Source organism: Mesorhizobium sp. C432A (assembly GCF_030323145.1).
Taxonomy (GTDB): Bacteria; Pseudomonadota; Alphaproteobacteria; order Rhizobiales; family Rhizobiaceae; genus Mesorhizobium.
The window spans coordinates 1,763,076-1,786,756 of record NZ_CP100470.1 but is presented as its reverse complement, the minus strand read 5'-3'; the positions used below and the strand labels follow the sequence as shown (position 1 = coordinate 1,786,756).

Here is a 23,681-nt window from a genome sequence, read left to right as displayed (position 1 = left end):
CATTGCCCTGCGGTATTCCGCCGGTTGTCGGCGGAACCCCGGCCGGGCTATAAGTCGGCGGGGGTGTTGCTGATGACCGGTTGGATCGTGCCTTGTTTCCTGTGCATGGCGCTGCTTGCGGGCAGCGGCTGCGCACGCAGCTATGACGGCACGGTGGTGATCCCGAAGCCGCTCGATATCAGGCGGGTCTGGGATCGCGATCCGTCGCAGACTGAGGCCAGCCGGATGCAGGCGGCAGCCGGTGTGTTTCCGACGCCGCCGCCGCAGGAGCCCTACCGGCCCGCGGCACGCAGGCACACGACACAAATAGCTGCGCCAAGGCGGCACGTCAGGTCCAGCCCTCCCAGCATGGCTTCCGAACCGGCCAATCCGCTCACCTGCAAGAATGTCAGCGAACCCGGCAAACGCTACAGGATGGTTTGCGAATAGCTGGTACTAGTGCAATTCCAGGAAAAGTGTGAAACGGTTTTCCGTCCGGAATTGCGTAAAACAAAGACATAGAGCGGTTCGCCGTTTCGGTGAAACGGTGAAACGCTCTAGGCGCAGGTTACTCCGCCGGGAAGAAAGCCGGCCCGACCACCCTGACCGGCCGCGAGCCGGCCAATGGCTCGACCGATTGTCGCTGGGCGGCGCCCCTGGCCTCTGCAGCGTCTGCGCCAGGCTGGAGAAGTTGCGCCACGGTGCCAAGATCCGGCTTCGCTGACGGCAAAGGAATGATCGCGTTGGCCATATTGGCTGGCGTCACCGTGCGCGCTCTCAGCTCGGCAACGCGCCGGTGATAGCGCTTGAGGTCGCAGGCCCTGAAGTTCGCATCATTGCGATATTTGAAGGCCGTCGGCAGGTCCTTGTAGGATGTGCGCGTATCGAGCGCGACCATCTCTTCGGTTTCAAGGCTTGGATCACTGAGCGTGTACAGGTCGACGCCGGCATCGTCGCAGATGTAGCGGCACTGATCGACCATCTCCTTGACATCGCCGCCTTGCACGAACTGCGATTTCGGCGCCGGGAAGAAATAGCCGTCGGAGAGACGAACGCAAAACAGCATCGAATTGCTGCCGATCATGGCGCCAGCCGGACGCTGTCTTTGTTGCCCGGCGGCGGGCGTGCAGCCGAGCGCGACGAGCCTGGCCTGCAGTCCGGACGCATCCCGGCGCGAAATCGCGGCGCCGGCGATCTGGCGTTGCACCTGTGTGCGGCTTTTGGCGAGGTCGGCGCAAGCATTGAAGAAGCCCCCCACCGCACTTTGCGCCGTGCACCGGCGTTGCCTCTCCAGCCCCTGGATCGCCGCAAGCTGGCGACGCAGCTGCGCAAGCTCGGAGCTGATCCCGCCGCTGCGGCCGGACGGTGCCAGCTGGCTCCTGAGCGCGGCGCATGGATCGGCAAGGGAAGCCGAAATGCCGAGGACGCTTGCCGACACCAGTGCAAAGGTCACGACAAGCCACAAACACATCATCGGCGACACCTGGTCCTTGTACCCCTGTGGAGCCGATCGCCGCTCCAGCCGATTGAGCCTCAATGCGTGAGGTAAGTCTAATTCAAGAGACGCCAGCAACCGCCAGGTATTTTATGCCGAGTGTATTATGCCGGTTCCTGTAAATTCGCTATTACACTTTTGTTTCAAGATTGCGACGAGGCCAGGCTCGGGCGAGCCCGGGCCGCCGCAATCATCGATCCCGCGTTATCGGGCCCTTGCGGATGAAACCTTTCTCCGGTGTCTCGCGTTGTGTCGGGCAAAGGAGACGAAGATGTCTATTCACTTCACTGTCTCTGGCCTGACCAGGAACCTGTTCCACTCGCTGGGGCTGGACCATGAGCGGGCGCCGAGAGCGCTCGATCCCGAACAGAGCCTGTTGCTGGAATGCTATCTGGCCGGACAGATTCCGGAATCCGCCTGGGCCGACTACGTCTTCGAGACGCCGGAACTGCAGCGGCATGTCGATATCAGACGCCCGCACAACTGATCAGAGCAACTTCAGGAAAAGTGTGAGTCGTTTTTCCGGGAAAAGCGCGTAGCGCTTTCCCCTGGGAATTGCGTCAAGACAACGAGAGAGGGGGTCGCCGTTTCTGTGAAAACGGTGAAACGCTCGCCCGCTCGCCTACTGCTTGGGCGAAGCGAATTGCACGGTGAAGACATTGCCCGCGACGCCTTGCGCCAGCGTCGGCGAGAAGCTCAACGGGAGGCACTTTTGCAGGGCAGTGGTTGCGGCGTCGACGAATGACTTCCTGGTATCGGCATCGCCATCGACCTTGATCGCCGTCGGCCGCGGCGGACCGATCAGCGTGCCGTCGCGCTTGAAGCTGAAGCTCAAGGTGACGCTGGCATTTCCAACACCCGCCGGCGGCGTCCAGCACGCCTGGATGGCATCGCCGACCTCCGCCATCGTGTCGAGCGGCGCGGCATTGCACGGGTAGCCTCCGACCAACACAACACCGGCAATCGCAAACACTCTCGCTACGCCCTTCATCGCAAAGCTCCTCGTGTGTCGTCCGCCGACCATGATGGTAGGGTCGAAGCAGACGATGGCAATATGCCTGATGTCGGACTTTACAGCATGAGACGCGCCTGATGGCGCATCGGCGAAAAGCAAAAGGCCGGCATTGCGCCGACCTTTCCCTTCACCCTTGCGCCAGTACATCCGTGGTCGCGCGGTGCCTTCAATAGACAGCGTTCTGGTTAATGAATCCTTAGCGTTGCGCGCTGGCCTGCGACTTCACATAGGCAATGTAGCCTCTGACATCGCCGGCCGGCTCGGCATAGGCCTGGCCGAGTTTCTTCTCCATCGCAGCGACATACTCCTTGGCCCATTTGGGCAGCGCATAGTCGATGACGGCCAGGAACTCCAGCGTCGATGCCAGGCGTATGTCGGCGATCGACGGGTGCTTGCCGCCGATGAACGGCTTGCCGTCCCTGAAGAAGGAGTGAAACACCTCCAGCGGCTCGGCAATCGCCGCCATGGCGGCCTTCTGCGCCTCGGACTTCTTCTCCGGATGAGCGTCGCTATGGCCGACCTCGCCGGCATAGTGCGGGAAACCCAGCGCCGGATAGGTGGCGCGCGCCACATACGGGTAGAGCGTGCCGATCAGGTAGAACATGGCGCTGTCGACCATCGCCCGCTTGGCCGGCGCCTTGGGATAGAATTTCTCCAGCCCGTGCTTGTTGGCGAGATACTGCATGATGGCACAGCTCTCCCAGAGCACGCCGCGCGGCAGCCCCTTGTCCTCGATCATCGGCGTCAGATGCGCCGGATTGCGCGCCATATATTCGGGCGAGCGCGTGTGGCCCCAGGCGTCGGTCTCGGCGGCGTCGAACCCGGCCGCACGGGCAAACACCCGGACGGTCATGTTGTTGACGCTCGGCTTCAGCATCGAGAGCTTCAGCGCCGGTTTTTTCGCCGCCTTGACCTTCGGCGCGGATTTCTTGGCAGCCGGCCTCGTCGCGGCTTTCGCGGCCGGCTTTGCGGCTGCCTTCGGCGCGGCCTTTACGGCCGCCTTTGCGGCCGGCTTCGCAGCCGCTTTCGCCGCAGGCTTGGCCGCTGATTTCCCGGCGCTCTTGATCACTGTCTTTGCCATTGTGGTCCTCCCCTTTTGCTGGCCGTCAGTATGGATTCTTCGGCGTCCGGTCGTCCGACAAGGTCGCGCGCGACCACTCGACCAGCGTCTGGATCGCGTCGGCAAGGTGCACTTCGGCGATGTTGTAGTCGCCGCGCGCAACGCGCAGCTTGTGCGCCTGCATCAGCACGTCGGCATGGGTGAAACCTGCCGGCGGATCGAAGCGATAGGAGGCGAGTTCGATCAAGAGGCCGAGCGGATCCTCGAAATAGATCGAATCCATGAAGCCGCGATCCTTGACGCCGCTGTGCTTGATGGCGCGTTCGTCGAGCCGGGCGACCGCCTGCAGGAAAGTGACGCGCGACACCGAGAACGCAATATGATGGACGCAGCCCGGTTCGGTGGGCGTGCGCCGCTTGACCGGCGTGCGGCTCTCGTCGGTGAAGACGGTGATCAACCTGCCGTCGCCGGGATCGAAATAGAGATGACTTTCGCTTGGCTTGTCGAGGTTGGGCTGCTCGAAGATGAACGGCATGCCGAGCACGCCCTCCCAGAAATCGATCGAAGTCTGGCGCCCGGCGCCGACGAGGGTGATGTGATGGACGCCCTGCGACTGCAGTTTCTGCATCGGTCTCCTCCTCGCCGACCCTCGCCTATGTTCCCCGGCGTCTTGCGCGCCGCAACGCCCTTTGGCGAATTCGTACATGATGCTAGTGCAATTGGCAGCGCCGCGCCAGAAGCTCGCGGAGACTGCCGGCGCTGGATGGTGAAAGGGGTTTGAGTTGCATGACCTGAGGCTATGCAACGGCTCTGAGATCGGCTTCCGCCAGCGTTCCCAGGCCCGCGCATTCGGCGCATGCCATCGTCTGCCCGGGACAGCCGGCCCGGTGCGTGCCTTGCGGGCAGCAATGCCCTTTCGACTCACGCCATTTCAAGCAATCGAAAACCTGCCCGCTGCCGTGACAGCACGGGCATATCATTTTTGCCGAATTCATGCCTGCTATGCCAAACCAAATCCGCGTTGCCGCAGATGCTATCCCCGCACCGCAAGTAACAGAGATCGCTACGCTTTCAAGCGTCGCGGCCTGACTTAAATTGGGTGTATTCGGGTGCGCGGACTTGCCGAATTTCGCTGATGCGCCGACCCTCGCGGTCACACGCGATCCGCGCGGCTGCTGCCCGAAATTTTCGATGATGCAGAAGGAAAGTCGTTGCTTGGTACGCCCAAGGGGAATCGAACCCCTGTTCCCGCCGTGAGAGGGCGGTGTCCTGACCGCTAGACGATGGGCGCGTTCAAGAACCGGCGATATAGGCTGACGGTTTGGAAAAAGCAACTGGGCTTGGAACGGCCGGACCGCTTCTGTGTAATGTCGCTTCGCGAACCTAGCGTTTCGGCTCGATCAGGTCCCACAGATTGCCGTAGAGATCGGCGAAAACCGCCACGGTACCGTAGGGCTCATGGCGTGGCGTTTCGTGGAAGTCGACGCCGTTTTCCAGCATGGTCGCATGGTCACTGTCAAAATCATCGGTTTCGAGAAACAAAACCACGCGGCCTCCGGTCTGGTCGCCGACGCGGCTCTTCTGCACATCGTCCAATGCTTCCGCCAGAAGCAGCCGGGGCCCTTGCCCGACCGCCGGCGTTACCGTCACCCAGCGCTTGCCGTCGCCGAGCTCGATGTCGTCGCAGAGGACAAAGCCAAGCTTGCCGACATACCAGGCGATCGCCTCGTCATAGTCGGCGACGACGAGCGTAACGGTTGCTATGCGGCGATGGTCGGCAAACCCGGTCATTGTTTCGGCCCGCTCATTTGTTGCGTATGGCGAAGCGGCCGATGATACGGCGCTCGGCGATGTCGTAGACGAAGATGGTGCGGCTGCCGTCGCTGATCTCGGCGTCGATCGAAATGCGATTGCCCGACAGAGCCTGGCTGATCACCTTGGCTCCGACCGGGAGCACTATGTCGGCCGCGAGCGGCTCGCCGGGCGGAACTGGAATGTCGTTGGCGAGCGGCGGGTTCGCGGGCGGCGCTTTGCGCGATTTGTAGACAATGGCCGCGATCACCACCATAAGGGCCAGCAAAAGCAGGCCGAGATTGATGGCCATGAAACGGATGAGCCTGCCGCGCACCTTTTCGATCTCGGGATCGAGCGGCTTTTCTTCTTCATCGGCAACGGGCCGGGCCATGGCAGAACTTCCGGAACTTTTTTCGATGAGCGCTCATAGCGAAGAGACCCCTGAATTGATAGAGGCTGGACAATTCATAGAGGCGGCGCCAACCGTGCTCGAAGCCGGCGCGGAAGCGGCCGGCCAGCGCCTCGACCAGTGGCTGGCGAGCGCCCTTGGTCCCGACATGTCGCGCAGCCGGGTGCAGATGCTGATCCGGCAAGGTGCCGTTTCGATCGACGGCAAGCCGGTCGACGAGACCAAGCGCAAGATGAGTGCCGGCGAGCGCGTATCGGTCGTCATGCCCGAGCCGGAACCGGCCGAACCGCAAGGCGAGGCCATCGTGCTCGACGTGCTTTATGAGGACGACGAGCTGATCGTCATCAACAAGCCGGCCGGCCTCGTCGTCCATCCCGGCGCCGGCAACTGGACCGGCACGTTGGTCAATGCCCTGATCCACCACTGCGGCGACAGTCTTTCAGGCATTGGCGGCGTCAGGCGGCCGGGCATCGTCCATCGGCTGGACAAGGAAACCAGCGGCGTCATGGTGGTGGCCAAGACCGACCGCGCCCACAAGGCGCTGTCGGAGGCCTTTGCCGACCACGGCCGCACCGGCGACCTCGAACGTGCTTATCTGGCGCTGGTCTGGGGAATCCCGTCGCGGCCGACCGGAACGGTCGACGCGCCGCTTGGCCGTGCCGCCGACCGCGTGCGCCGCGCCGTCGTGTCGGAAGGCCGTGACGACGCCCGCCACGCCGTGACCCATTTCACCGTCAAGGAGCGTTTCGGCGAAAACCAGCAGCCGTTCGCCGCCGCCAGCCTGGTCGAATGCCGGCTGGAAACCGGCCGCACCCACCAGATCCGCGTCCACATGGCTCATATCGGCCACCCCGTCATCGGCGACCCGGATTACGGCCAGGCCTTCCGCACCAAGGCCAACCGGCTGCCCGAGCCGCTGAAAACCCAGGTCAAGGCATTTTCCAGGCAAGCTTTGCATGCCTGGCTCCTTGCATTTCGGCACCCGGCTACCCATTTATCGATGAGGTTCGAGGCGCCGATACCGGGGGACATGGAGGAACTCGTCGGCGGCTTCCGCAAGCTCTGAACCAGCCAGCTAAAACCTGAGCGGCATTGTTCACTTCAGCGTGACACACTGTTTCGTGTTGAACAAATGCCTGTCTTTTCTGGTTTTGTTCCTATATAAATCAGTTGCCGCGGGCGAGCCTTTTGGTGCTCGCGTCACATGCCCGCCGCGTTTCGGGGGCATCACTCCAATAGAGAGGGGGCGCAATCATGGCCCAGTCACTACCCAGTATTGTTTCCGGCGAAGGCGGCCTCAGCCGCTACCTGGAAGAAATCCGCCGCTTTCCCATGCTTCAGCCGCAGGAAGAGTACATGCTCGCCAAGCGCTACGCCGAGCATGAAGACACTTCCGCTGCGCACAAGCTCGTCACCAGCCATCTTCGGCTCGTCGCCAAGATCGCCATGGGCTATCGCGGCTACGGCCTGCCGATCGGCGAAGTGATCTCGGAAGGCAATGTCGGCCTGATGCAGGCCGTCAAGAAATTCGAACCCGAGCGTGGCTTCCGCCTCGCGACCTACGCCATGTGGTGGATCAAGGCCTCGATCCAGGAGTACATCCTGCGCTCGTGGAGCCTGGTCAAGATGGGCACGACCGCCAATCAGAAGCGCCTGTTCTTCAACCTGCGCAAGGTGAAGGGCAAGATCCAGGCGCTGGACGATGGCGACCTCAAGCCCGACCAGATCACCGAGATCGCCACCCGGCTGAACGTGTCGGAAGCTGAAGTCGTGTCGATGAACCGCCGCCTGTCCGGCGACGCGTCGCTGAACGCGCCGATCCGCGCCAGCGAAGGTGAATCCGGCGAATGGCAGGACTGGCTGGTCGATGACCACGAAAGCCAGGAAGACATGCTGATCGAGCAGGACGAGCTGGAAAACCGCCGCGGCATGCTGTCGGGCGCTCTGGCCGTGCTCAATGATCGTGAGCGGCGCATCTTCGAGGCCCGCCGCCTCGCCGAGGAGCCGCTGACGCTGGAAGAACTGTCGTCCGAGTTCGACATCAGCCGCGAGCGCGTGCGCCAGATCGAGGTGCGCGCCTTCGAAAAGGTGCAGGACGCGGTCAAGGCCGCCGCCAAGCGCCAGATGCAGGCCCTGCGCACGATCGAGGCGCAGCCCGCGGCGTAAAGCTGGGTTCGGCTAAGGAACAGAAGGCGGCGTCGGGAAACCGGCGCCGCCTTTTTTATGTCTTACGCTTACGCTGGCGATTGGCGAAAGCATTCTTGACATCCAATCTCCCCCCTTGCGGGGGAGATCGGCAGCTTCGCCAACTGCCCTCTCAAAGCCCATCAAGCGGAAACTTCAGATACCGCCTCCCATTGGCCTCCGGTTCCGGCAGCCGTCCACCATTCATGTTGACCTGCAGCGCATGCAGGATCAGCCGCGGCATCGGCAGTGTCTTGTCGCGCGCTTCGCGCAAGTCGACGAACTCGGCTTCGCTGCGCGCCGCAACGAGGTGGATATTCTTTGCCCTCTGCTCGGCGACCGTGCTCTCCCAGCACGGCTCGCGGCCGCCGGCCTGATAGTCGTGGCCGACAAACACCCGCGCTTCGTCCGGCAGCGCCAGAATGCCCTGGATCGAATGCCACAGCCGCGCGGCACTGCCGCCGGGAAAGTCCGTCCTTGCCGAGCCGCTGTCGGGCATGAACAGCGTGTCGTGGACGAAGGCTGCGTCGCCAATGACATAGGTGATCGAGGCCAGCGTGTGGCCGGGCGAGAACAGCACCTTGACCGGAAGGTTGCCGATCATGAACGTTTCGCCTTCCCCAAACAGCCGGTCCCACTGCGAGCCGTCGGCGGGGAAATCCGGCCAGTTGTAGATCGCCTTCCACAGCGCCTGGACTTCGACGATCCTGTCGCCGATCGCCGTCGGCGCGCCGGTCCTTTCCTTGAGATAGTGCGCCGCCGAGAAATGATCGGCATGCGGATGGGTGTCCAGGATCCACTCGAGCTCCAGCCCGTTTGCCCGGACGAAATCCAGCAAGGCGTCGGCATTCTTCGTCGCCGTCGCGCCGGATTTTTCGTCAAAATCGAGGATCGGGTCGATGACGGCGCAGCGTCTCGTCACCGGGTCGGTGACGACATACTGGATGGCGCCGGTCGGCTTGTCGTAGAAGCCGGCGACCTCAGGTTTGGCCGAAGCGATGTCCAATGTCCGGCCCCCCTGCCCCTTGCCCGACAGGAACCGTTTTCTCCGTCGGGTTGAACAAGAGCATGGTCATCTGGCAAAGCGCGCCGGTCAAGCACGCCTTGCCACAAATAGGACTGAAGCCCCAAATAGCTCCGACGGAGAAAACCTAGGCTGACGGCTGCTTGGTCTTCCTGAGATAGGGCAGGATCGTCTCGAAAGCGCCAAAACGCTTGACCGCATCTTCGTTCGAAACCGCGGCGGTGATGATCACATCCTCGCCCTGCTTCCAGTTGGCCGGCGTCGCCACCTGGTGCTTGGCCGTCAGCTGCATGGAATCGACCGCGCGCAGGATCTCGTCGAAGTTGCGGCCCGTCGTCATTGGGTAAGTCAGCACCAGCTTGATCTTCTTGTCCGGCCCGATGACATAGACCGAGCGCACCGTGGCGTTGTCGGCCGGCGTGCGGCCTTCCGACGTCTCGCCGGCGCCCGCCGGCAGCATGTCATAAAGCTTGGCCACCTTGAGGTCCTTGTCGCCAATCAGCGGGTAGTTCACCGTCTGGCCGGTCGCCGTCTTGATGTCGGCCTGCCACTTGTCGTGGCTCGCAACGGGATCGACGGAAATGCCGATGACCTTGACGTTGCGCTTCTTGAACTCGCCTTCGAGCCCCGCCATCGTGCCCAGCTCGGTGGTGCAGACCGGGGTGAAATTCTTCGGATGGCTGAACAGGATCGCCCAGCCGTCGCCGATCCAGTCATGAAACTTGATCGGCCCTTGCGTGGTCTCGGCGGTGAAGTCAGGCGCGATGTCGTTGATACGAAGGCTCATGGCATTATTTCCCCAGCAACAGATTTCGTCAGGAGCGGCCGTGGACGGCGTCAACGCTCCGGCATTCCCGCATCTTAGCGCAAAAATCGCGGCTGCAGGACAATAGGAAACTATTATTGGCGACGGAACGAGCACTTTCGTTCTACGGACCGACGTTGGGCCGACAATCTTTCGTTTGTGCGGGAAAGGCTCAGGCCTTGTTGACCGCCAGCGACGTGGCCAGGTCTTCCATGCGCTGGGCGAGCGCGCCGAGCGCGCTGGTCAGCACGGTGTCGTTCTTGTCGGCCTTGGTCAGCGCTTCGTCGCGCGTCTTGCGCAGCGTCTGCACTTCGGTCTCCATGCCCTTGACCCGCTTCTGCAGCTCCGAAAGCTCGTCCATCACCATGATGCCGGCCATCACCGTCAGCCGCTGGTCGCCGATCTCGCCGAACGAATCCTTCAGATGCGAGACATAACGGTCGAACCGCTCGGCGAGGTCGATCAGGTGCTCTTCCTGACCCTCGTCGCAAGCCATGCGATACTGCTTGCCGTCGATGGAAACCGTGACCTGTGCCATGGCCTGCAGCTCCTACCTGTCCAGCACCGCGCGGATGGTTTCCATGGCGGTCACCAAGCGGCGCGACACTTCCTTGTTGGCATCTTCCAGCCGTTCGGCGCGGGCTTCGGAATTGTCGAGTTCCTGCGCCAGCCGTGAACGGTCGGCGTTCATGCGCTGCACCTCAGCCTCGGCTTCGGAATAGTCGCGCTCGTGCTCGAGCTTGGCCGCGACGGCGTTTTCCAGCCCCTCGATGGCCTTGCCCAGCCTGTGGATGACTTCCTTGAGTGTGGTTTCGCCGGTCATGGCCTTCGTCCTGTGCCCTGCCCATCACCGAATCGCTTCGCGTTCAGAACGCGTTAACAAGGAAACATTAGGCACCGGGTGAAGGCAACGTCAACAAAGCTCTCGCGACTGTCCCCCGCTAACGCTAATGTAGGTCGCCCCATAAGGTCTCAAAGCCATCACAAGACCGGCAAATGTGCAGCCGATTTGTTGACTAAAAGCCCGTGGCTGCTATGTGTCGCGCACTCTTTCCTGGGCTCTGCCAAGCCCACAAATCCCCACCCCGGAGGTACCATGACGTCGCGTGAACAACATGACCGGATGGCCAATGCGATCCGTTTTCTCTCCATGGACGCCGTCGAGAAGTCCCAGTCCGGCCATCCCGGCCTGCCCATGGGCTGCGCCGACATCGCCACAGTGCTGTTCACCCGCTTCCTGAAATATGATCCGAAGAACCCCCATTGGCCGGACCGCGACCGCTTCATCCTGTCGGCCGGCCATGGTTCGATGCTGCTCTACTCGCTGCTGCATCTGACCGGTTACGAGGACATGACCCTCGACCAGATCAAGCATTTCCGCCAGCTGGGTTCCAAGACCGCCGGCCATCCCGAATACGGCCATGCCACCGGCATCGAGACGACGACCGGCCCGCTCGGCCAGGGTCTCGCCAATTCGGTCGGCTTCGCGCTCGGCGAGCGCATCATGAACGCCGCCTTCGGCAACGACCTCGTCGACCACTACACCTATGTGCTGGCCGGCGACGGCTGCCTGATGGAAGGTGTTTCCCAGGAAGCCATCGCGCTGGCCGGCCACCTCAAGCTCAACAAGCTGATCGTCTTCTGGGACAACAACAACATCTCGATCGACGGTCCGGTTTCGCTTGCAGACAACACCGACCAGGTCGCCCGCTTCCAGGCCTCCGGCTGGAACGCCAGCCACATTGACGGCACCGACCCCGAGGCGATCGCCTACGCCATCGAAGCCGCCCGCCATTCCGACAAGCCGACGATGATCGCCTGCAAGACGACCATCGGCTTCGGCGCCCCGACCAAGGCCGGCACCAACAAGGCGCACGGTTCGCCGCTCGGCGCCGACGAGATCGCAGGCGCGCGGAAATTCTTCAACTGGGACTCGCCGCCCTTCGAGATCCCGGCCGACATCCTCGACGCCTGGCGCACCGCCGGCAAGGCCGGCGCCAAGCCGCGCACCGACTGGGAGGGCCGCCTGGCCAAGGCCCAGCCTGAGTTGAAGGCCGAGTTCGAGCGCCGCCTCGCCGGCAAGCTGCCGTCGAATTTCGATGCCGTCATTGCCGACTACAAGAAGAAGCTGTCGGCCGACAAGCCGAAGGTCGCCACCCGCAAATCGTCGGAAATGGCGCTGGAAGTCATCAATGGCGCGGTGCCGGAAACCATCGGCGGCTCTGCCGACCTCACCGGCTCCAACAACACCAAGACCAGCCAGACCAAGAACATCACGCCGGACGATTACGGCCAGCGCTATGTCCACTACGGCATCCGCGAGCATGGCATGGCGGCCGCCCTCAACGGCCTGACGCTGCATGGCGGCCTCATCGCCTATGGTGGCACCTTCATGTGCTTCTCCGACTATGCCCGTCCGTCGATGCGGCTGGCGTCGCTGATGGGCATCCGCTCGATCTTCGTCATGACCCATGATTCGATCGGTTTGGGCGAAGACGGCCCGACCCACCAGCCGGTCGAGCACCTGGCGGCGCTCCGCGCCATCCCCAACCACAATGTCTTCCGCCCGGCCGACGCGGTGGAAACCGCCGAATGCTGGCAGATCGCCATTGAATCGGAAAAGACCCCGTCCACCCTGGCGCTGACCCGTCAGAACCTGCCGACGGTGCGCACCGAGCACTCGGCCAGGAACCTCAGCAGCCAGGGCGCCTATGAACTGGCCGCGGCGAGCGGCGAAGCGGCGGTGACGATCTTCGCCACCGGCTCCGAGGTCGAGATCGCGCTCGGCGCCCGTGATTTGCTTGAAAAGCATGGGCACCCGACCCGCGTCGTCTCGGTGCCTTGCTTCGAACTGTTCGACCAGCAGAGCGACGCCTACCGCAAGGAGACGATCGGCAACGCGCCGATCAAGATGGCGATCGAGGCCGGCATCCGCCAGGGCTGGGATCACCTGATCGGCTCCGACGGCATCTTCATCGGCATGACCGGCTTCGGCGCTTCCGGCACCATCGAGCAGCTCTACCCGCATTTCGGCATCACCGCCGAAGCCGCGGCCAAGGCTGCGGAAGCCCGCCTGCACGGCAAGTAAGATCAGGGTCAGTCCCGCGCACCTCCAAGGCGGATTCGCGGGGCTGAACCAACCTAATCGATTTAACTTCGGCCTTCTGCGGCTGGATTCTTGTGCCATCCGCCGCTATGAAGCTGCGGACCCATCTGCCGCCTCCAGCTCCCAGGGAGAGTAAAATGACCGTCAGAGTTGCCATCAACGGATTTGGCCGCATCGGCCGCAACATCCTGCGCGCCATCCATGAATCCGGCCGCAAGGATATCGACGTGGTCGCCGTCAACGACCTCGGCCCGGTTGAGACCAACGCGCATCTGCTGCGCTATGACAGCGTGCACGGCCGCTTCCCGCACGAAGTGTCGGTCTTGGGCGACCAGATCACCGTCGGCAAGGAGACCTTCAAGGTCACCGCGATCAAGGACCCGGCGCAACTGCCGTGGGAGGAACTCGGCATCGACATCGCGCTCGAATGCACCGGCATCTTCACCGCCCGCGACAAGGCTGCCGCGCATTTGACCGCCGGCGCCAAGCGCGTCGTGGTCTCCGCGCCTGCCGAAGGTGCTGACCTCACCGTCGTCTACGGCATCAACCACGACAAGCTGACCAAGGACCACATCGTCATCTCGAATGCGTCCTGCACCACCAACTGCCTGGCGCCGCTGGCCGCAGTGCTGCACGAGACCGTCGGCATCGAAAAGGGCATGATGACGACGATCCACTCCTACACCGGCGACCAGCCGACGCTGGACACCATGCACAAAGATCTCTACCGCGGCCGCGCGGCTGCCCTGTCGCAGATCCCGACCTCGACCGGTGCGGCCAAGGCGATCGGCCTGGTGCTGCCCGACCTCAAGGGCAAGCTCGACGGCATCTCGATCCGCGTGCCGACCCCCAACGTCTCGGTTGTCGACTTCAAGTTCATCGCCAAGCGCGCCACCACCGTGCAGGAGATCAACGAAGCGGTGATCGCCGCCTCCAACGGCAAGTTGAAGGGCATTCTCGGCGTCACCCATCACCCGAATGTGTCGATCGACTTCAACCACGATCCGCGCTCGTCGATCCTGGCGCTCGACCAGACCAAGGTCATGGACGGCAACTTCGTTTCGGTGCTGTCCTGGTACGACAATGAGTGGGGCTTCTCTAACCGCATGGCCGACACCTCGGTCGCCTTTGGCAAGACCATCGCCTGACCTGAAGGCATCGTCTCGCAGCTTCGAACGCCCGGCTTGTCCGGGCGTTTTTCGTCAGGGCGGCGGGCAAGGCGCGCCAAGCCGCCAAACGCCGGAAAATCAGCGGCATCAGGCAAAAAGCCATCCTTGCGCCTTGCACCGGCCATGCCTTCGCCCCACTCTCCCGTGAATCGGTAGAAAGAGGAATTCGAGGGGCAAATCACGGATGGAGCATGCGATCTATCTCGTCACGCTGGTCGGCACAGCGCTAGTCGTCGCCGCAGCGTTCTCGAGCCTGATCGCCTTCCGCTTCGGCGCCCCTTTGCTGCTGCTCTTCCTCTGCATCGGCCTCGCCAGCGGCGTCGATGGTCTCGGCATCGAATTCGACAATGCGCGCGTGGCATATTTTGCCGGCTCGCTGGCGCTGGCGGTCATCCTGTTCGATTCCGGTTTCGGCACGCCGCTCAACGCGCTGCGCCAGGCGGCCGGACCGGCGGTGTCGCTGGCGACCTTCGGCGTAATCCTGACCACTGGCCTGTTCGGCGCCGCCGCCTATTACCTGCTCGACCTCAGCTGGCTGGAATCCTTCCTGCTCGGCGCCGCGGTCGCCTCGACCGATGCGGCGGCCGTCTTCTTCCTGCTACGCGCCGGCGAGATCAATCTGCGCGAACGCGTGCGCGCGACACTGGAAGTCGAATCCGGCACCAACGACCCGATCGCCATCTTCCTGACTATCACGCTGGTCGAGATCATCGCCGCCCACGCCAATCCCGAGACCCATGTGCTGGTCACCGACCTGATCCTCGGCTTCCTGCTCAATATGGGGCTCGGCGCCGTCGTCGGCGTGCTTGGCGGGCTCGGCATCGTGCGCCTCGTCGACCGGCTCAACCTTGACCATGGCTTGCTGCCGATCTTCGTGCTGACCCTGTCACTGATGGTGTTCGCCGCCGCCGGCGCCATTGGCGGCTCGGGCTTCCTGGCGGTCTATCTCGCCGGGCTCATTGCCGGCAACTCCGACATCCGCGCCGTCACCATCCTGAAGCGCTTCCAGGACGGCATGTCGTGGCTGGCACAGATCATCATGTTCCTGATCCTCGGCCTGTTCGCGACACCCTCGCAGTTTCCGGCGATCATGGTGCCGGCGGTGCTGCTCGGCCTGTTCCTGATGTTTGTCGCGCGCCCTGTCGCCGTCTGGCTCTGCCTTATCCCGTTCCGCCTGCCGCGTCCCGAGATCGCCTTCGTCTCCTGGGTCGGCCTGCGCGGCGCCGTGTCCATCCTGCTTGCCATCACCCCGCTGCTCGGCGGACTGGAGAACGGCCGCACCATCTTCAACGTCGCCTTCATCATCGTGCTGGTATCGCTGGTGGTGCAGGGCTGGTCGGTCGGTCCGCTGGCGCGCCGGCTCGGCCTGATCGTGCCGGCGAGGCTCGGGCCGCTCGACAAGGTCGAACTCGAACTGCCGGGCTCCGCCCATCACGAACTGCTCGCCTACCGCGTGGCGCCCGGCAGCCCGGTGGCGCGCGGCGAGCGTATCCCGCGCTGGGCACGGCCCTCGTTGGTGCTGCGCGACGGCCGCTCGATGCGTTTCCAGGACATGGGCCGGCTCGCGGCCGGCGACCAGGTCTACATCTTCGTGCCCGACCGCTATCCGCGCCTGCTTGACAAGCTGTTTGCCAGCCGCGCCGTAGTCGACCCCGAGGATGCCGACTTCTTCGGCGCCTTTGCCGTCGATCCCGCCCGCTCGGCCGCAGAGCTCGAGGCCGCATACACTCCGGGATTGAGCGAAGCCGAGCAGAAGCTCACCGTCGGCGCGCTGGTGACGGCGCGGCTCGGCGGCCATGCCGAATATGCCGACCGGGTGCTGATCGGCCCGATCGAATTGATCGTCCGCGACGTCGACGACAAGGGCAAGATCACCGGTCTCGGCCTCTCCTTCGAGCCGACCGCGCCGGTGGCGCGGGTTCCGGTGTTCCTGAGCGCCGGCGAGATCGGCGATCGTGTCTCCGCCTTCATCCGCAACTGGCGCAAGCCGACCGAGACGCAGACTGCAGAGGCGACAGCCAATGAGAAGGCCCTTGAGCCGACGGCGGAAAAGATAACGACAGAAGGCTGACAAGCGATCGGTTCACGCTGACGTCCCGCATCATCACGACAGCCTTCGCCTTGATCTCAAAATTTAGCTCGCACCCCGGCTCAAGCCTTGCATCGTCATCGATGCGAGGTATGGTCCCGGCGATTTTCCACGGAAAGGAACCCGCATGGCCGCCTTCAAGACACTCGACGATATCGGCAATATCAGCGGCAAGCGCGTGCTGGTGCGCGTCGACCTCAACGTTCCCGTCGCCGACGGCAAGGTCACCGACGCCACCCGAATCGAACGCATCGCACCGACCATCGCCGAACTGTCCGGCAAGGGCGCCAAGGTCATTCTGCTCGCGCATTTCGGCCGCCCGAAGGATGGTCCCTCGCCCGAATTCTCGCTGGAGCCGATCGCCAAGGCTGCCGCGGAGGTGCTTGGCCGCCCGGTCGGCTTTGCCGGCGATTGCGTCGGCGACACGGCGGGCAGTGCGGTCGCCGCCATGAACAAGGGCGATGTGCTGCTGCTGGAAAACACCCGCTTCCACAAGACCGAGGAGAAGAACGACCCTGATTTCACAGAGCGGCTCGCCGCCAATGGCGATATCTTCGTCAATGATGCCTTCTCCGCCGCCCACCGGGCGCACTCCTCGACCGAAGGCCTGGCGCGGCTGTTGCCGTCCTATGCCGGCCGCACCATGCAGGCCGAGCTCGAGGCGCTGGAGAAGGGGCTCGGGAATCCGGTCCGCCCTGTCGTCGCCATTGTCGGCGGCGCCAAGGTGTCGACCAAGATCGACTTGTTGATGAACCTGGTGAAGAAGGTCGACGCGCTGGTGATCGGCGGCGGCATGGCCAACACTTTTCTCGCCGCGCGTGGCACCGCTGTCGGCAAGTCGCTGTGCGAGCATGACCTTGCCGCGACCGCCAAGCAGATCATGATCGAGGCCGCCGAAGCCGGCTGCGCCATCATCCTGCCTGTCGACGGTGTCGTCGCCAAGGAATTCAAGGCGGGTGCGGCCAGCGAGACCGTTGCCATTACGGATGTCCCGGCTGACGGCATGATCCTCGATGTCGGCGAAAAGACCGTGAAGACGATCGGTGAATGGATCGACCGCGCCGCGACGCTGGTCTGGAACGGCCCGCTCGGCGCCTTCGAGATCGAGCCTTTCGACCACGCCACGGTGGCGGCGGCCAGGCACGCGGCGGCCCGCACCAGGGCCGGCAAGCTGGTCTCGGTCGCCGGTGGCGGCGACACGGTGGCCGCCCTCAACCATGCCGGCGTCGCCGACGACTTCACCTATGTCTCGACCGCCGGTGGCGCTTTCCTGGAATGGATGGAAGGCAAGCCGCTGCCCGGCGTCGACGTCCTGAAGAAGCAGGCCTGATCGGGACGAGGGCGTCAAACGAGGCGCTGGAAACTTTCAATCGATTCGAGCTTTCCGATGCCATTCCTTTGGCGGTAGACTTCCCTTAAGCGCGGAACAACACCGTCAAGGAGAAGCAAAAATGAGCGAACGTCTCGAAGACATTGCCGCCGCAATGGTGGCCGGCGGCAAGGGCCTGCTGGCCGCCGATGAGAGCTCCGGCACCATCAAGAAGCGCTTCGACGTCATCGGCGTCGAATCGACCGCCGACAGCCGCCGCGACTACCGCGAGATGATGTTCCGCGCCAAGGACGCGATGACGAAGTACATCTCCGGCGTCATTCTCTACGACGAGACCATCCGTCAGAAGGCTGCCGACGGCACGCCTCTGGTCGACATCATCAAGGCGGCGGGCGCCATCCCCGGCATCAAGGTCGATGCCGGCGCCAAGCCGCTCGCCGGCTTTCCCGGCGATACCGTTACCGAAGGCCTCGACGGCTTGCGCGAGCGGCTCGCAGATTATTACAAGCTCGGCGCCCGCTTCGCCAAATGGCGCGCGGTGATCGACATCGACACCGGCAAGGGCGTGCCCTCGGTCAATTCGATTGCCTCCAACGCCCATGCGCTGGCCCGCTATGCCGCACTGTGCCAGGAGGCCGGCATCGTGCCGATCGTCGAGCCGGAAGTGCTGATGGACGGCGCGCACGACATCGACACCTGCTACGACATCTCGAAGGCAACGCTGATCAAGCTCTATGACGAGCTGCATGCGGCGCGCGTTTTGCTGGGAGGCACCATCCTGAAGCCGAACATGGTGCTGGCCGGCAGGAAGTCGGGCAAGGTGAGCAGCCCCGAAGAGGTCGCGGAAAAGACCATAAAACTGTTCCGCGAAACCGTACCGGCAGCGGTGCCGGGCATCGCCTTCCTTTCGGGCGGGCAGTCGGACGAGGAGGCTACCGCCAACCTCAACGCCATCAACGCCATCGGCCCGCATCCGTGGAAGCTGACCTTCTCCTATGGCCGCGCCTTGCAGGCCGCCCCGCAAAAGGCCTGGAGCGGCAAGGCATCGAACGTCGCCGCCGGCCAGGCCGCTTTCACCCATCGTGCCCACATGAACCATCTGGCGGCGCTGGGACAATGGACGGCGAGCCTCGAACAGGCCGCCTGAGCGCAGTCCTCCCGTTGTCATACAACCCGGGCCGATGCGCCCGGGTTTGTTTATGCAAAGCGCGGCTTGGACGGAGTTCGTCCATCCTTATCTCCTTTTCGGCAAAAGCTGACGGCGATGTCGGTTTCTGCCCACCCCAAACGTCCTTGGGTGAACAGACAGGGAGAACTTCATGACTCGCAGCAAGGTGGTTTCGCGTGAAGACTGGTTTGAGGCGCACAAGGCGCATCTGGCGCGCGAGAAGGAATTGACACGGTTGCGTGAGCGCATCGCCGCCGAGCGGCGTGAACTGCCCTGGATGAAAATCCGCAAGGACTATGTCTTCGAGACCGAGCAGGGTCCGAAGAACCTGGCCGGACTGTTCGGCGCCAACAGCCAACTGATCGTCTACCACTTCATGATGACGCCAGGATCGAACCACCGCTGCGAAGGATGCTGCTTCCTTGCCGACCATATAGACGGCGCCGATCAGCATCTCAGGCACCACGACGTGTCGCTGGTGGTGGTTGCGCGCGCGCCGCTGGCGGAACTGCTGCCTTACAAGCAGCGTATGGGCTGGAAATTCGACTGGGTGTCGTCCTACGCCTCGGATTTCAACTTCGACATGCAGGTCTCCTTCACCGACAAGCAGATCGCGGCCGGCGACACCACCTACAATTTCGAGACGCGTCCGCGCACGTCAAAGGACCTTCCCGGCACCAGTGTTTTCTACAAGGAAGAGAACGGCGACATATTCCTTACCTTTATGTCGCGCGCCCGCGGCGGCGAGGCCCAGATCGGCACTTACGACTATCTCGACATGACACCGAAGGGCCGCGGCGAAAATGGCCCTTATCATAGCCTGATGGACTGGGTGCGGCTGCATGACGAATATCAGGACAAGCAGGCGGACAAGCCGAACTGCTGCGACTAGAAGCTCGTTCACCTCAGGCGAAACTTGCGCTAAGGCTGCCGCTGATCTCTAAACGGTATCGCCATGCGCTTCCCGGCCCTTCTTACCTGGCTCGCCTACCCCGTTTATGTCTGGCAGGGCCTCGGCGTGCGCCGCCGCACCACCCGCATGCTGCCGGCACAAGGGCCGGTCATGCACGAAATATCGGGCAAGGCGCCGGCCATCTCGCTGCTGGTGCTGGGCGATTCCTCGGCCGCTTCCGTCGGCATCGGCAATTCCGAGAACGGGCTTGCCGCGCAGCTTGCAATGCTGGTCGCAAAACGAACCGGCCTTGCCGTGCGCTGGCGCGCCGCCGGGTTCAACTCGGCAACGTCGGGCCAGATCCGCGACCATGTGCTGCCCAATCTGTCGGCCGATCGGTGGACGCATATAGTGCTGGCCATCGGCACCAACGACACCAAGAATTTCCACTCGGTGCCGCGCTTCAAGAAAGAGTTCGGCGGCCTGCTTTACGCGCTGCGCGCCAAATGGCCGGAGGCCCGCGTCGTCTGGTCGCCGGTGCTGGAATTCACCCGTGCGCCGGCCATGCCGCCGCTGCTCGGCAAGATACTCGAAATCCGCGCTACCGCAATGAACCGCATGGGCGAGCGCCTCTGTTTCGAGCGCGGCGCCGTGCCGGCGCCACGGCTGCCGATCACCAACCCTGAGGCCGGCTTTGCCTCCGATGGCTTTCATGCCTCGGAAGCCGGTTACCGCGCCTGGGCCGAACATCTGGTCGGATGGGTGCTCGCCGATTGACCTGAGGGGGCACAAGCTCGGACTGGTGGGCTTCAGAGAACTGACGCGAGTATTTCCAAATACTGTTGATTGCAGCCTGCTTCCAATGGATCTGAGCCAGAATATAATCCAGCAGCAATGGATGAGCTACGGCCTGGATTCCGAAACCGGCAACGACACCTGCACGCTGACCGGCAACCGCGCCGAATCGAGCAAGCATGTCATTCCGGCCGGCCCGGCCAACGGCACGCCTTTTATTGCTGCGAACCTGCCGGAATTCATGACGACGCGCGGTGGCGATTATTTCTTCGTGCCCAGCCTCAACGCCATCCGGATGATTGCCATGGGAACGGTGGACCCGACCTGACCCTCAAGGCTATGCCCAGTGCCCCAGCGCACCCGCCAGCGCGATGGCCGCCATGGCGATCAGGGCCAGCTTCCAGAAATCGCCGCGCCGCTTCAGGCCCGGCCAGCCGAGCGGCTTGATCAGCTGAATGGCCATCATGCCGATGATGACGAGCGCGAGGAGTTTCGACATGCCCGCCTTTGAGCAGCATCGCGACAGGCTGTCAAAGCGGTTCTTGCATGGTCTCGGTCGACTTGGCCATTCCTGACAAAAGGCTCGTTTCCGAACCGACCGCCAAGCACCTCGCAGCTTTCTTCAACGAGCTGACATGCTCCTGACAGACTGCTGTCAGGAGGGGTATGCGATAGTGTCTCCATCAGAGAAGAGGAGATGGTCATGAACAGCTTTGGTATTTTGAACAGCGTACAGCACTATGTCGGCAAGATCCGCACGATGCGCAATGAAGTCCGTACCCAGCGCTTCCTGAACTCCTTGCCGGCGGACATCCGCAAGGACATTGGCTGGCCGGATATGTATGAGGGTCACAGCCGCATTCGCGAGATCTGAGGCGTTTTACATGACAATGCTTGGATGCGGACCCCGCAACGCCCGGATCATTGACATGGACCCCCGGGCGGCGACGCCTTGGGCTGGCGCAAAGACTTTTGGCGCCTGCTACGGACAATGCTGAAGGCTCCTGACAGAATGCTGTCAGGAGCACCATGCCATAAACGTGTCAGGAGACATGAATGGTGAAAAGCTGGAACGACAGGCTGAACACGCCGGGCGTCAACGGCGTGAAGCCGACGCCACGCACAATGGGCGACGTCGTCGAGGGCCAGCCGATGCTGGTGCCGACGCCCCGTCAGGTCGATGATTTCATCCGCACGATCCCCAACGGCGTCGAGATGGATGTACGCGCCTTGCGCACTGCGCTCGCCATCGAGCATGGGGCGCAAGTGACATGTCCGGTCACCATCGGCTATCATCTGCGCACCGTCGCCGAAGCCGCCAATGAGGATCTCGAACGCGGCATGACGCTGAACGATATCACGCCGTACTGGCGTGTGCTCGACGTGAACACGCCGACAACGAAGAAATTGTCCTTCGGCGCGGAATTCGTCGCCGTGCAGCGCAAGCGCGAAGGACTTAAACCATAATGCGTGTCGCCCAAAAGTGCGCAGCGGTTTTTGGGAGAACGACAAGCATAAAACAGGAGATGGATGTCACCCGGAACCGGTTTCGGGACCATGACATTCATAGAAAAGCAGCCGAGGGACCATACGATGCGACGTGCCGACAGGCTCTTTCAGATCGTGCAGCACCTGCGTGGCGGCCGGCTGGTCACCGCCCAGAAGCTCGGCACATGGCTCGAGGTTTCCGAGCGGACCATCTACCGCGATATCGCCGATTTGCAGTCGACCGGAGTGCCGATCGACGGCGAGGCCGGCGTCGGCTACATGATGAGGGAAGGTTTCGACCTTCCGCCGCTGATGTTCACGCGTGACGAAATCGTCGCGCTGGTCGCCGGCGCCCGCATGGTGCGGGCCTTTGGCGGCGCGGCCATGGCGCGTGCGGCCGACGAGGCGCTGGTCAAGATCGGCGCCGTCCTGCCCGACGCCGAGAAGGACCGCATCGCCCGCACCGAGATCCACACGCCGATGTGGGTGGTGAGCGACGCCGCGCGTGAGGCGATCGACGTGATCGAGCGCGCTGTCGAGAAGCGACAGGTGCTGACCATCGACTACCGCGACGAGGCCGGCCGCGGCACCGGGCGTGACATCCGTCCGCTCGGTCTGTGGTTCTGGGGCAAGGTATGGACGCTGGTTGCCTGGTGCGAGATGCGCGACGATTTCCGCGCCTTCCGCATCGACCGCATCGCCTCGGTGGTCATCGCCGGCCGCATCTTCAAGCCTGAGCGCGGCAAGCAGCTTGCCGACTTCTACCGCGCCGTCGAACGCTCGGAGGACTATGGCATGACGCCGGACCGGGCGGCGCGCAGCTGAGACTTCGACAATCAATGAAAAAGCCCGCTCGAAGCGGGCTTTTTTGATGAACTGTCGCAAACCTTACTCGTCGTCCGCATCTTCCTTCTTGGACTTGAGCGCCGAGAGCTTGGCGAACACGGCGTTGGCGTCGAGTTCGGCATCCTCGTCCTTCGGCTTCTCCGGCGCCGGCACCAGGCGCTCGGTCACGGCAGCCGGCAGCAGCGTGTCGCCGACAGGCTGCGCCTGCTCGCGGCCGCGCGAGGCGCGGTTGACTTCCATGTCGAGGTCGATCTGCGAAGCGAGACCCAGCGTCACCGGGTCCATCGGCTGCAGATTGGCCGAATTCCAGTGCTTGCGCTCGCGGATCTGTTCGATCGTCGACTTGGTCGTGCCGACCAGGCGCGAAATCTGCGCGTCCTTCAATTCCGGATGGTTGCGGACCAGCCACAGGATGGCGTTGGGCCGGTCCTGGCGCTTCGACAACGGCGTGTAGCGGGGACCCTTGCGCTTGGATTCCGGCACCCGCACCTTGGGGTCGGACAGTTTCAGGCGCTGGTTCGGATCCTTCTCGGCGCGCGCGATCTCGTCGCGGGTCAGCTGTCCGGTCATGATCGGGTCCATGCCCTTGATGCCTTGCGCCGATTCGCCGTCGGCGATCGCCTTGACCTCGAGCGGATGCAACCCGCAGAACTGCGCGATCTGCTCGAAGGACAGCGCGGTGTTGTCGACCAGCCAGACGGCGGTCGCCTTGGGCATCAGCAGCGTATTGGCCATTTCAAAAATCCTTCTCGTTCGCCCGCGTTCCCGCGCGGGCGGTGGTTTAGAGCCACCAAAATGGGAAATTCGCGGCCTGTATAACCGCTCCGCTGCCGTTTCGCAATGTTTTTGGCGCAGGGCGCAGCCGTCGGACACCGGACAGCGGGGGAGGCCAGGAGGACCTCGGCTCCGGCGACCATTGATGCCGAGTTGTACAGGGGGTCCAAAACGACAAAACCCGCCGGACAGGGTCCAGCGGGCTCGGAACCGGCGACGGGATACCGTCTGCGGCGGCTCTTGCTTCTGCCGCGTGGTC

General features: G+C 63.2%; 27 protein-coding genes and 1 tRNA gene. 15 read left to right on the top strand and 13 right to left on the bottom strand.

Annotation, left to right across the window (positions count from 1 at the left end; all coding sequences use genetic code 11):
• Positions 1 to 72 precede the first annotated feature (72 nt).
• Entirely contained in the window at positions 73 to 429 is a 357-nt protein-coding gene (locus tag NLY33_RS08630) for a hypothetical protein (RefSeq protein ID WP_023670115.1), read from the top strand.
• A gap of 118 nt (positions 430 to 547) precedes the next feature.
• Here the strand turns inward: NLY33_RS08630 and NLY33_RS08625 are convergent, their stop codons facing one another.
• Positions 548 to 1,453: a DUF2865 domain-containing protein gene (locus tag NLY33_RS08625; protein ID WP_023706290.1), complete on the bottom strand. Its 906-nt coding sequence runs from the start codon at positions 1,451 to 1,453 to the stop codon at positions 548 to 550.
• Positions 1,454 to 1,745: 292 nt separating this feature from the next.
• On the opposite strand from NLY33_RS08625, the gene NLY33_RS08620 reads away from it, so the two are divergent.
• Complete coding sequence (locus tag NLY33_RS08620; protein ID WP_023690098.1) at positions 1,746 to 1,961, top strand: hypothetical protein; 216 nt, start codon at positions 1,746 to 1,748, stop codon at positions 1,959 to 1,961.
• Positions 1,962 to 2,096: 135 nt separating this feature from the next.
• Here the strand turns inward: NLY33_RS08620 and tolA are convergent, their stop codons facing one another.
• From tolA to NLY33_RS08590, 6 genes are all read right to left on the bottom strand, one after another.
• A complete protein-coding gene (gene tolA / locus NLY33_RS08615; protein WP_023690097.1) occupies positions 2,097 to 2,465 on the bottom strand; it encodes a cell envelope integrity protein TolA in 369 nt (122 codons plus the stop codon).
• Between the two features lie 220 nt (positions 2,466 to 2,685).
• Positions 2,686 to 3,570, bottom strand: a complete 885-nt coding sequence (locus NLY33_RS08610) for a glutathione S-transferase family protein (protein ID WP_023706289.1) — start codon at positions 3,568 to 3,570, stop codon at positions 2,686 to 2,688.
• A 25-nt stretch (positions 3,571 to 3,595) separates the two neighbouring features.
• On the bottom strand, positions 3,596 to 4,177 hold the full coding sequence (locus NLY33_RS08605; protein ID WP_023683976.1) for a VOC family protein: 582 nt from the start codon (positions 4,175 to 4,177) through the stop codon (positions 3,596 to 3,598).
• Positions 4,178 to 4,765: 588 nt separating this feature from the next.
• A tRNA-Glu gene (locus NLY33_RS08600) sits at positions 4,766 to 4,840 on the bottom strand.
• A gap of 92 nt (positions 4,841 to 4,932) precedes the next feature.
• A complete protein-coding gene (locus NLY33_RS08595; protein ID WP_023706287.1) occupies positions 4,933 to 5,340 on the bottom strand; it encodes a VOC family protein in 408 nt (135 codons plus the stop codon).
• Positions 5,341 to 5,353: 13 nt separating this feature from the next.
• Positions 5,354 to 5,734: a hypothetical protein gene (locus NLY33_RS08590; RefSeq protein WP_023701325.1), complete on the bottom strand. Its 381-nt coding sequence runs from the start codon at positions 5,732 to 5,734 to the stop codon at positions 5,354 to 5,356.
• 25 nt (positions 5,735 to 5,759) lie between these two features.
• Here NLY33_RS08590 and NLY33_RS08585 point away from each other — a divergent pair, with 25 nt between their 5' ends.
• Both NLY33_RS08585 and rpoH read left to right on the top strand, forming a co-directional pair.
• A complete protein-coding gene (locus NLY33_RS08585) occupies positions 5,760 to 6,818 on the top strand; it encodes an RluA family pseudouridine synthase (protein ID WP_023706286.1) in 1,059 nt (352 codons plus the stop codon).
• Positions 6,819 to 7,006: 188 nt separating this feature from the next.
• On the top strand, positions 7,007 to 7,918 hold the full coding sequence (rpoH, locus tag NLY33_RS08580; protein ID WP_023670124.1) for an RNA polymerase sigma factor RpoH: 912 nt from the start codon (positions 7,007 to 7,009) through the stop codon (positions 7,916 to 7,918).
• A gap of 151 nt (positions 7,919 to 8,069) precedes the next feature.
• Here the strand turns inward: rpoH and NLY33_RS08575 are convergent, their stop codons facing one another.
• From NLY33_RS08575 to NLY33_RS08560, 4 genes are all read right to left on the bottom strand, one after another.
• The gene (locus NLY33_RS08575; RefSeq protein ID WP_023706285.1) at positions 8,070 to 8,942 is read right to left on the bottom strand and encodes an MBL fold metallo-hydrolase; all 873 of its coding nucleotides are present in this window, start codon (positions 8,940 to 8,942) and stop codon (positions 8,070 to 8,072) included.
• A 145-nt stretch (positions 8,943 to 9,087) separates the two neighbouring features.
• Positions 9,088 to 9,747 carry a peroxiredoxin gene (locus NLY33_RS08570; protein ID WP_023670126.1) on the bottom strand — a complete coding sequence of 220 codons (660 nt, stop codon included), beginning with the start codon at positions 9,745 to 9,747 and terminating at the stop codon, positions 9,088 to 9,090.
• Between the two features lie 190 nt (positions 9,748 to 9,937).
• Positions 9,938 to 10,303: a cell division protein ZapA gene (locus NLY33_RS08565; RefSeq protein WP_023670127.1), complete on the bottom strand. Its 366-nt coding sequence runs from the start codon at positions 10,301 to 10,303 to the stop codon at positions 9,938 to 9,940.
• 12 nt (positions 10,304 to 10,315) lie between these two features.
• The gene (locus tag NLY33_RS08560) at positions 10,316 to 10,588 is read right to left on the bottom strand and encodes a DUF4164 domain-containing protein (protein WP_023670128.1); all 273 of its coding nucleotides are present in this window, start codon (positions 10,586 to 10,588) and stop codon (positions 10,316 to 10,318) included.
• Positions 10,589 to 10,861: 273 nt separating this feature from the next.
• Between NLY33_RS08560 and tkt the strand changes: the two genes are divergently transcribed.
• The 8 genes from tkt to NLY33_RS08520 all read left to right on the top strand — a co-directional run bounded on the left by tkt (position 10,862) and on the right by NLY33_RS08520 (position 20,642).
• A complete protein-coding gene (gene tkt / locus NLY33_RS08555; protein ID WP_023706284.1) occupies positions 10,862 to 12,853 on the top strand; it encodes a transketolase in 1,992 nt (663 codons plus the stop codon).
• 155 nt (positions 12,854 to 13,008) lie between these two features.
• Entirely contained in the window at positions 13,009 to 14,019 is a 1,011-nt protein-coding gene (gene gap, locus NLY33_RS08550) for a type I glyceraldehyde-3-phosphate dehydrogenase (RefSeq protein WP_023696438.1), read from the top strand.
• 205 nt (positions 14,020 to 14,224) lie between these two features.
• A complete protein-coding gene (locus tag NLY33_RS08545; RefSeq protein ID WP_023683985.1) occupies positions 14,225 to 16,111 on the top strand; it encodes a potassium/proton antiporter in 1,887 nt (628 codons plus the stop codon).
• Positions 16,112 to 16,256: 145 nt separating this feature from the next.
• On the top strand, positions 16,257 to 17,459 hold the full coding sequence (locus NLY33_RS08540) for a phosphoglycerate kinase (RefSeq protein ID WP_023706283.1): 1,203 nt from the start codon (positions 16,257 to 16,259) through the stop codon (positions 17,457 to 17,459).
• A gap of 121 nt (positions 17,460 to 17,580) precedes the next feature.
• Positions 17,581 to 18,606: a class I fructose-bisphosphate aldolase gene (locus tag NLY33_RS08535; RefSeq protein ID WP_023708586.1), complete on the top strand. Its 1,026-nt coding sequence runs from the start codon at positions 17,581 to 17,583 to the stop codon at positions 18,604 to 18,606.
• Positions 18,607 to 18,778: 172 nt separating this feature from the next.
• Complete coding sequence (locus tag NLY33_RS08530) at positions 18,779 to 19,519, top strand: DUF899 domain-containing protein (RefSeq protein WP_023706281.1); 741 nt, start codon at positions 18,779 to 18,781, stop codon at positions 19,517 to 19,519.
• Positions 19,520 to 19,582: 63 nt separating this feature from the next.
• Positions 19,583 to 20,296, top strand: a complete 714-nt coding sequence (locus NLY33_RS08525; protein WP_023706280.1) for an SGNH/GDSL hydrolase family protein — start codon at positions 19,583 to 19,585, stop codon at positions 20,294 to 20,296.
• A gap of 121 nt (positions 20,297 to 20,417) precedes the next feature.
• Positions 20,418 to 20,642 (top strand): hypothetical protein, encoded by a 225-nt coding sequence (locus NLY33_RS08520; RefSeq protein ID WP_155929767.1) that lies wholly within the window; start codon positions 20,418 to 20,420, stop codon positions 20,640 to 20,642.
• A 9-nt stretch (positions 20,643 to 20,651) separates the two neighbouring features.
• On the opposite strand, the gene NLY33_RS08515 is transcribed toward NLY33_RS08520, so the two are convergent.
• Positions 20,652 to 20,813: a hypothetical protein gene (locus NLY33_RS08515; RefSeq protein WP_023683991.1), complete on the bottom strand. Its 162-nt coding sequence runs from the start codon at positions 20,811 to 20,813 to the stop codon at positions 20,652 to 20,654.
• A 204-nt stretch (positions 20,814 to 21,017) separates the two neighbouring features.
• Between NLY33_RS08515 and NLY33_RS08510 the strand changes: the two genes are divergently transcribed.
• The 3 genes from NLY33_RS08510 (at position 21,018) to NLY33_RS08500 (ending at position 22,627) form a co-directional block, all read left to right on the top strand.
• Positions 21,018 to 21,188: a hypothetical protein gene (locus NLY33_RS08510; RefSeq protein WP_023670139.1), complete on the top strand. Its 171-nt coding sequence runs from the start codon at positions 21,018 to 21,020 to the stop codon at positions 21,186 to 21,188.
• A gap of 182 nt (positions 21,189 to 21,370) precedes the next feature.
• Positions 21,371 to 21,781 carry a hypothetical protein gene (locus NLY33_RS08505; protein WP_031196067.1) on the top strand — a complete coding sequence of 137 codons (411 nt, stop codon included), beginning with the start codon at positions 21,371 to 21,373 and terminating at the stop codon, positions 21,779 to 21,781.
• 126 nt (positions 21,782 to 21,907) lie between these two features.
• A complete protein-coding gene (locus tag NLY33_RS08500) occupies positions 21,908 to 22,627 on the top strand; it encodes a helix-turn-helix transcriptional regulator (protein WP_023683994.1) in 720 nt (239 codons plus the stop codon).
• 63 nt (positions 22,628 to 22,690) lie between these two features.
• On the opposite strand, the gene NLY33_RS08495 is transcribed toward NLY33_RS08500, so the two are convergent.
• Entirely contained in the window at positions 22,691 to 23,383 is a 693-nt protein-coding gene (locus tag NLY33_RS08495; RefSeq protein WP_023670142.1) for a DUF1013 domain-containing protein, read from the bottom strand.
• Between the last annotated feature and the right edge of the window lie 298 nt (positions 23,384 to 23,681).

Coding starts and splice junctions, on each gene's coding strand:
- NLY33_RS08620 (WP_023690098.1), top strand. CDS start 1,746: ATGTCTATTCACTTCACTGTCTCTGGCCTGACCAGGAACCTGTTCCAC.
- NLY33_RS08515 (WP_023683991.1), bottom strand. CDS start 20,813: ATGTCGAAACTCCTCGCGCTCGTCATCATCGGCATGATGGCCATTCAG.
- NLY33_RS08505 (WP_031196067.1), top strand. CDS start 21,371: ATGGTGAAAAGCTGGAACGACAGGCTGAACACGCCGGGCGTCAACGGC.
- tolA (WP_023690097.1), bottom strand. CDS start 2,465: ATGAAGGGCGTAGCGAGAGTGTTTGCGATTGCCGGTGTTGTGTTGGTC.
- NLY33_RS08560 (WP_023670128.1), bottom strand. CDS start 10,588: ATGACCGGCGAAACCACACTCAAGGAAGTCATCCACAGGCTGGGCAAG.
- NLY33_RS08500 (WP_023683994.1), top strand. CDS start 21,908: ATGCGACGTGCCGACAGGCTCTTTCAGATCGTGCAGCACCTGCGTGGC.
- gap (WP_023696438.1), top strand. CDS start 13,009: ATGACCGTCAGAGTTGCCATCAACGGATTTGGCCGCATCGGCCGCAAC.
- NLY33_RS08595 (WP_023706287.1), bottom strand. CDS start 5,340: ATGACCGGGTTTGCCGACCATCGCCGCATAGCAACCGTTACGCTCGTC.
- NLY33_RS08525 (WP_023706280.1), top strand. CDS start 19,583: ATGCGCTTCCCGGCCCTTCTTACCTGGCTCGCCTACCCCGTTTATGTC.
- NLY33_RS08610 (WP_023706289.1), bottom strand. CDS start 3,570: ATGGCAAAGACAGTGATCAAGAGCGCCGGGAAATCAGCGGCCAAGCCT.
- NLY33_RS08585 (WP_023706286.1), top strand. CDS start 5,760: ATGAGCGCTCATAGCGAAGAGACCCCTGAATTGATAGAGGCTGGACAA.
- NLY33_RS08530 (WP_023706281.1), top strand. CDS start 18,779: ATGACTCGCAGCAAGGTGGTTTCGCGTGAAGACTGGTTTGAGGCGCAC.
- NLY33_RS08605 (WP_023683976.1), bottom strand. CDS start 4,177: ATGCAGAAACTGCAGTCGCAGGGCGTCCATCACATCACCCTCGTCGGC.
- NLY33_RS08520 (WP_155929767.1), top strand. CDS start 20,418: ATGAGCTACGGCCTGGATTCCGAAACCGGCAACGACACCTGCACGCTG.
- NLY33_RS08510 (WP_023670139.1), top strand. CDS start 21,018: ATGAACAGCTTTGGTATTTTGAACAGCGTACAGCACTATGTCGGCAAG.
- NLY33_RS08565 (WP_023670127.1), bottom strand. CDS start 10,303: ATGGCACAGGTCACGGTTTCCATCGACGGCAAGCAGTATCGCATGGCT.
- NLY33_RS08495 (WP_023670142.1), bottom strand. CDS start 23,383: ATGGCCAATACGCTGCTGATGCCCAAGGCGACCGCCGTCTGGCTGGTC.
- NLY33_RS08540 (WP_023706283.1), top strand. CDS start 16,257: ATGGCCGCCTTCAAGACACTCGACGATATCGGCAATATCAGCGGCAAG.
- NLY33_RS08590 (WP_023701325.1), bottom strand. CDS start 5,734: ATGGCCCGGCCCGTTGCCGATGAAGAAGAAAAGCCGCTCGATCCCGAG.
- rpoH (WP_023670124.1), top strand. CDS start 7,007: ATGGCCCAGTCACTACCCAGTATTGTTTCCGGCGAAGGCGGCCTCAGC.
- NLY33_RS08570 (WP_023670126.1), bottom strand. CDS start 9,747: ATGAGCCTTCGTATCAACGACATCGCGCCTGACTTCACCGCCGAGACC.
- NLY33_RS08545 (WP_023683985.1), top strand. CDS start 14,225: ATGGAGCATGCGATCTATCTCGTCACGCTGGTCGGCACAGCGCTAGTC.
- NLY33_RS08535 (WP_023708586.1), top strand. CDS start 17,581: ATGAGCGAACGTCTCGAAGACATTGCCGCCGCAATGGTGGCCGGCGGC.
- NLY33_RS08630 (WP_023670115.1), top strand. CDS start 73: ATGACCGGTTGGATCGTGCCTTGTTTCCTGTGCATGGCGCTGCTTGCG.
- NLY33_RS08625 (WP_023706290.1), bottom strand. CDS start 1,453: ATGATGTGTTTGTGGCTTGTCGTGACCTTTGCACTGGTGTCGGCAAGC.
- tkt (WP_023706284.1), top strand. CDS start 10,862: ATGACGTCGCGTGAACAACATGACCGGATGGCCAATGCGATCCGTTTT.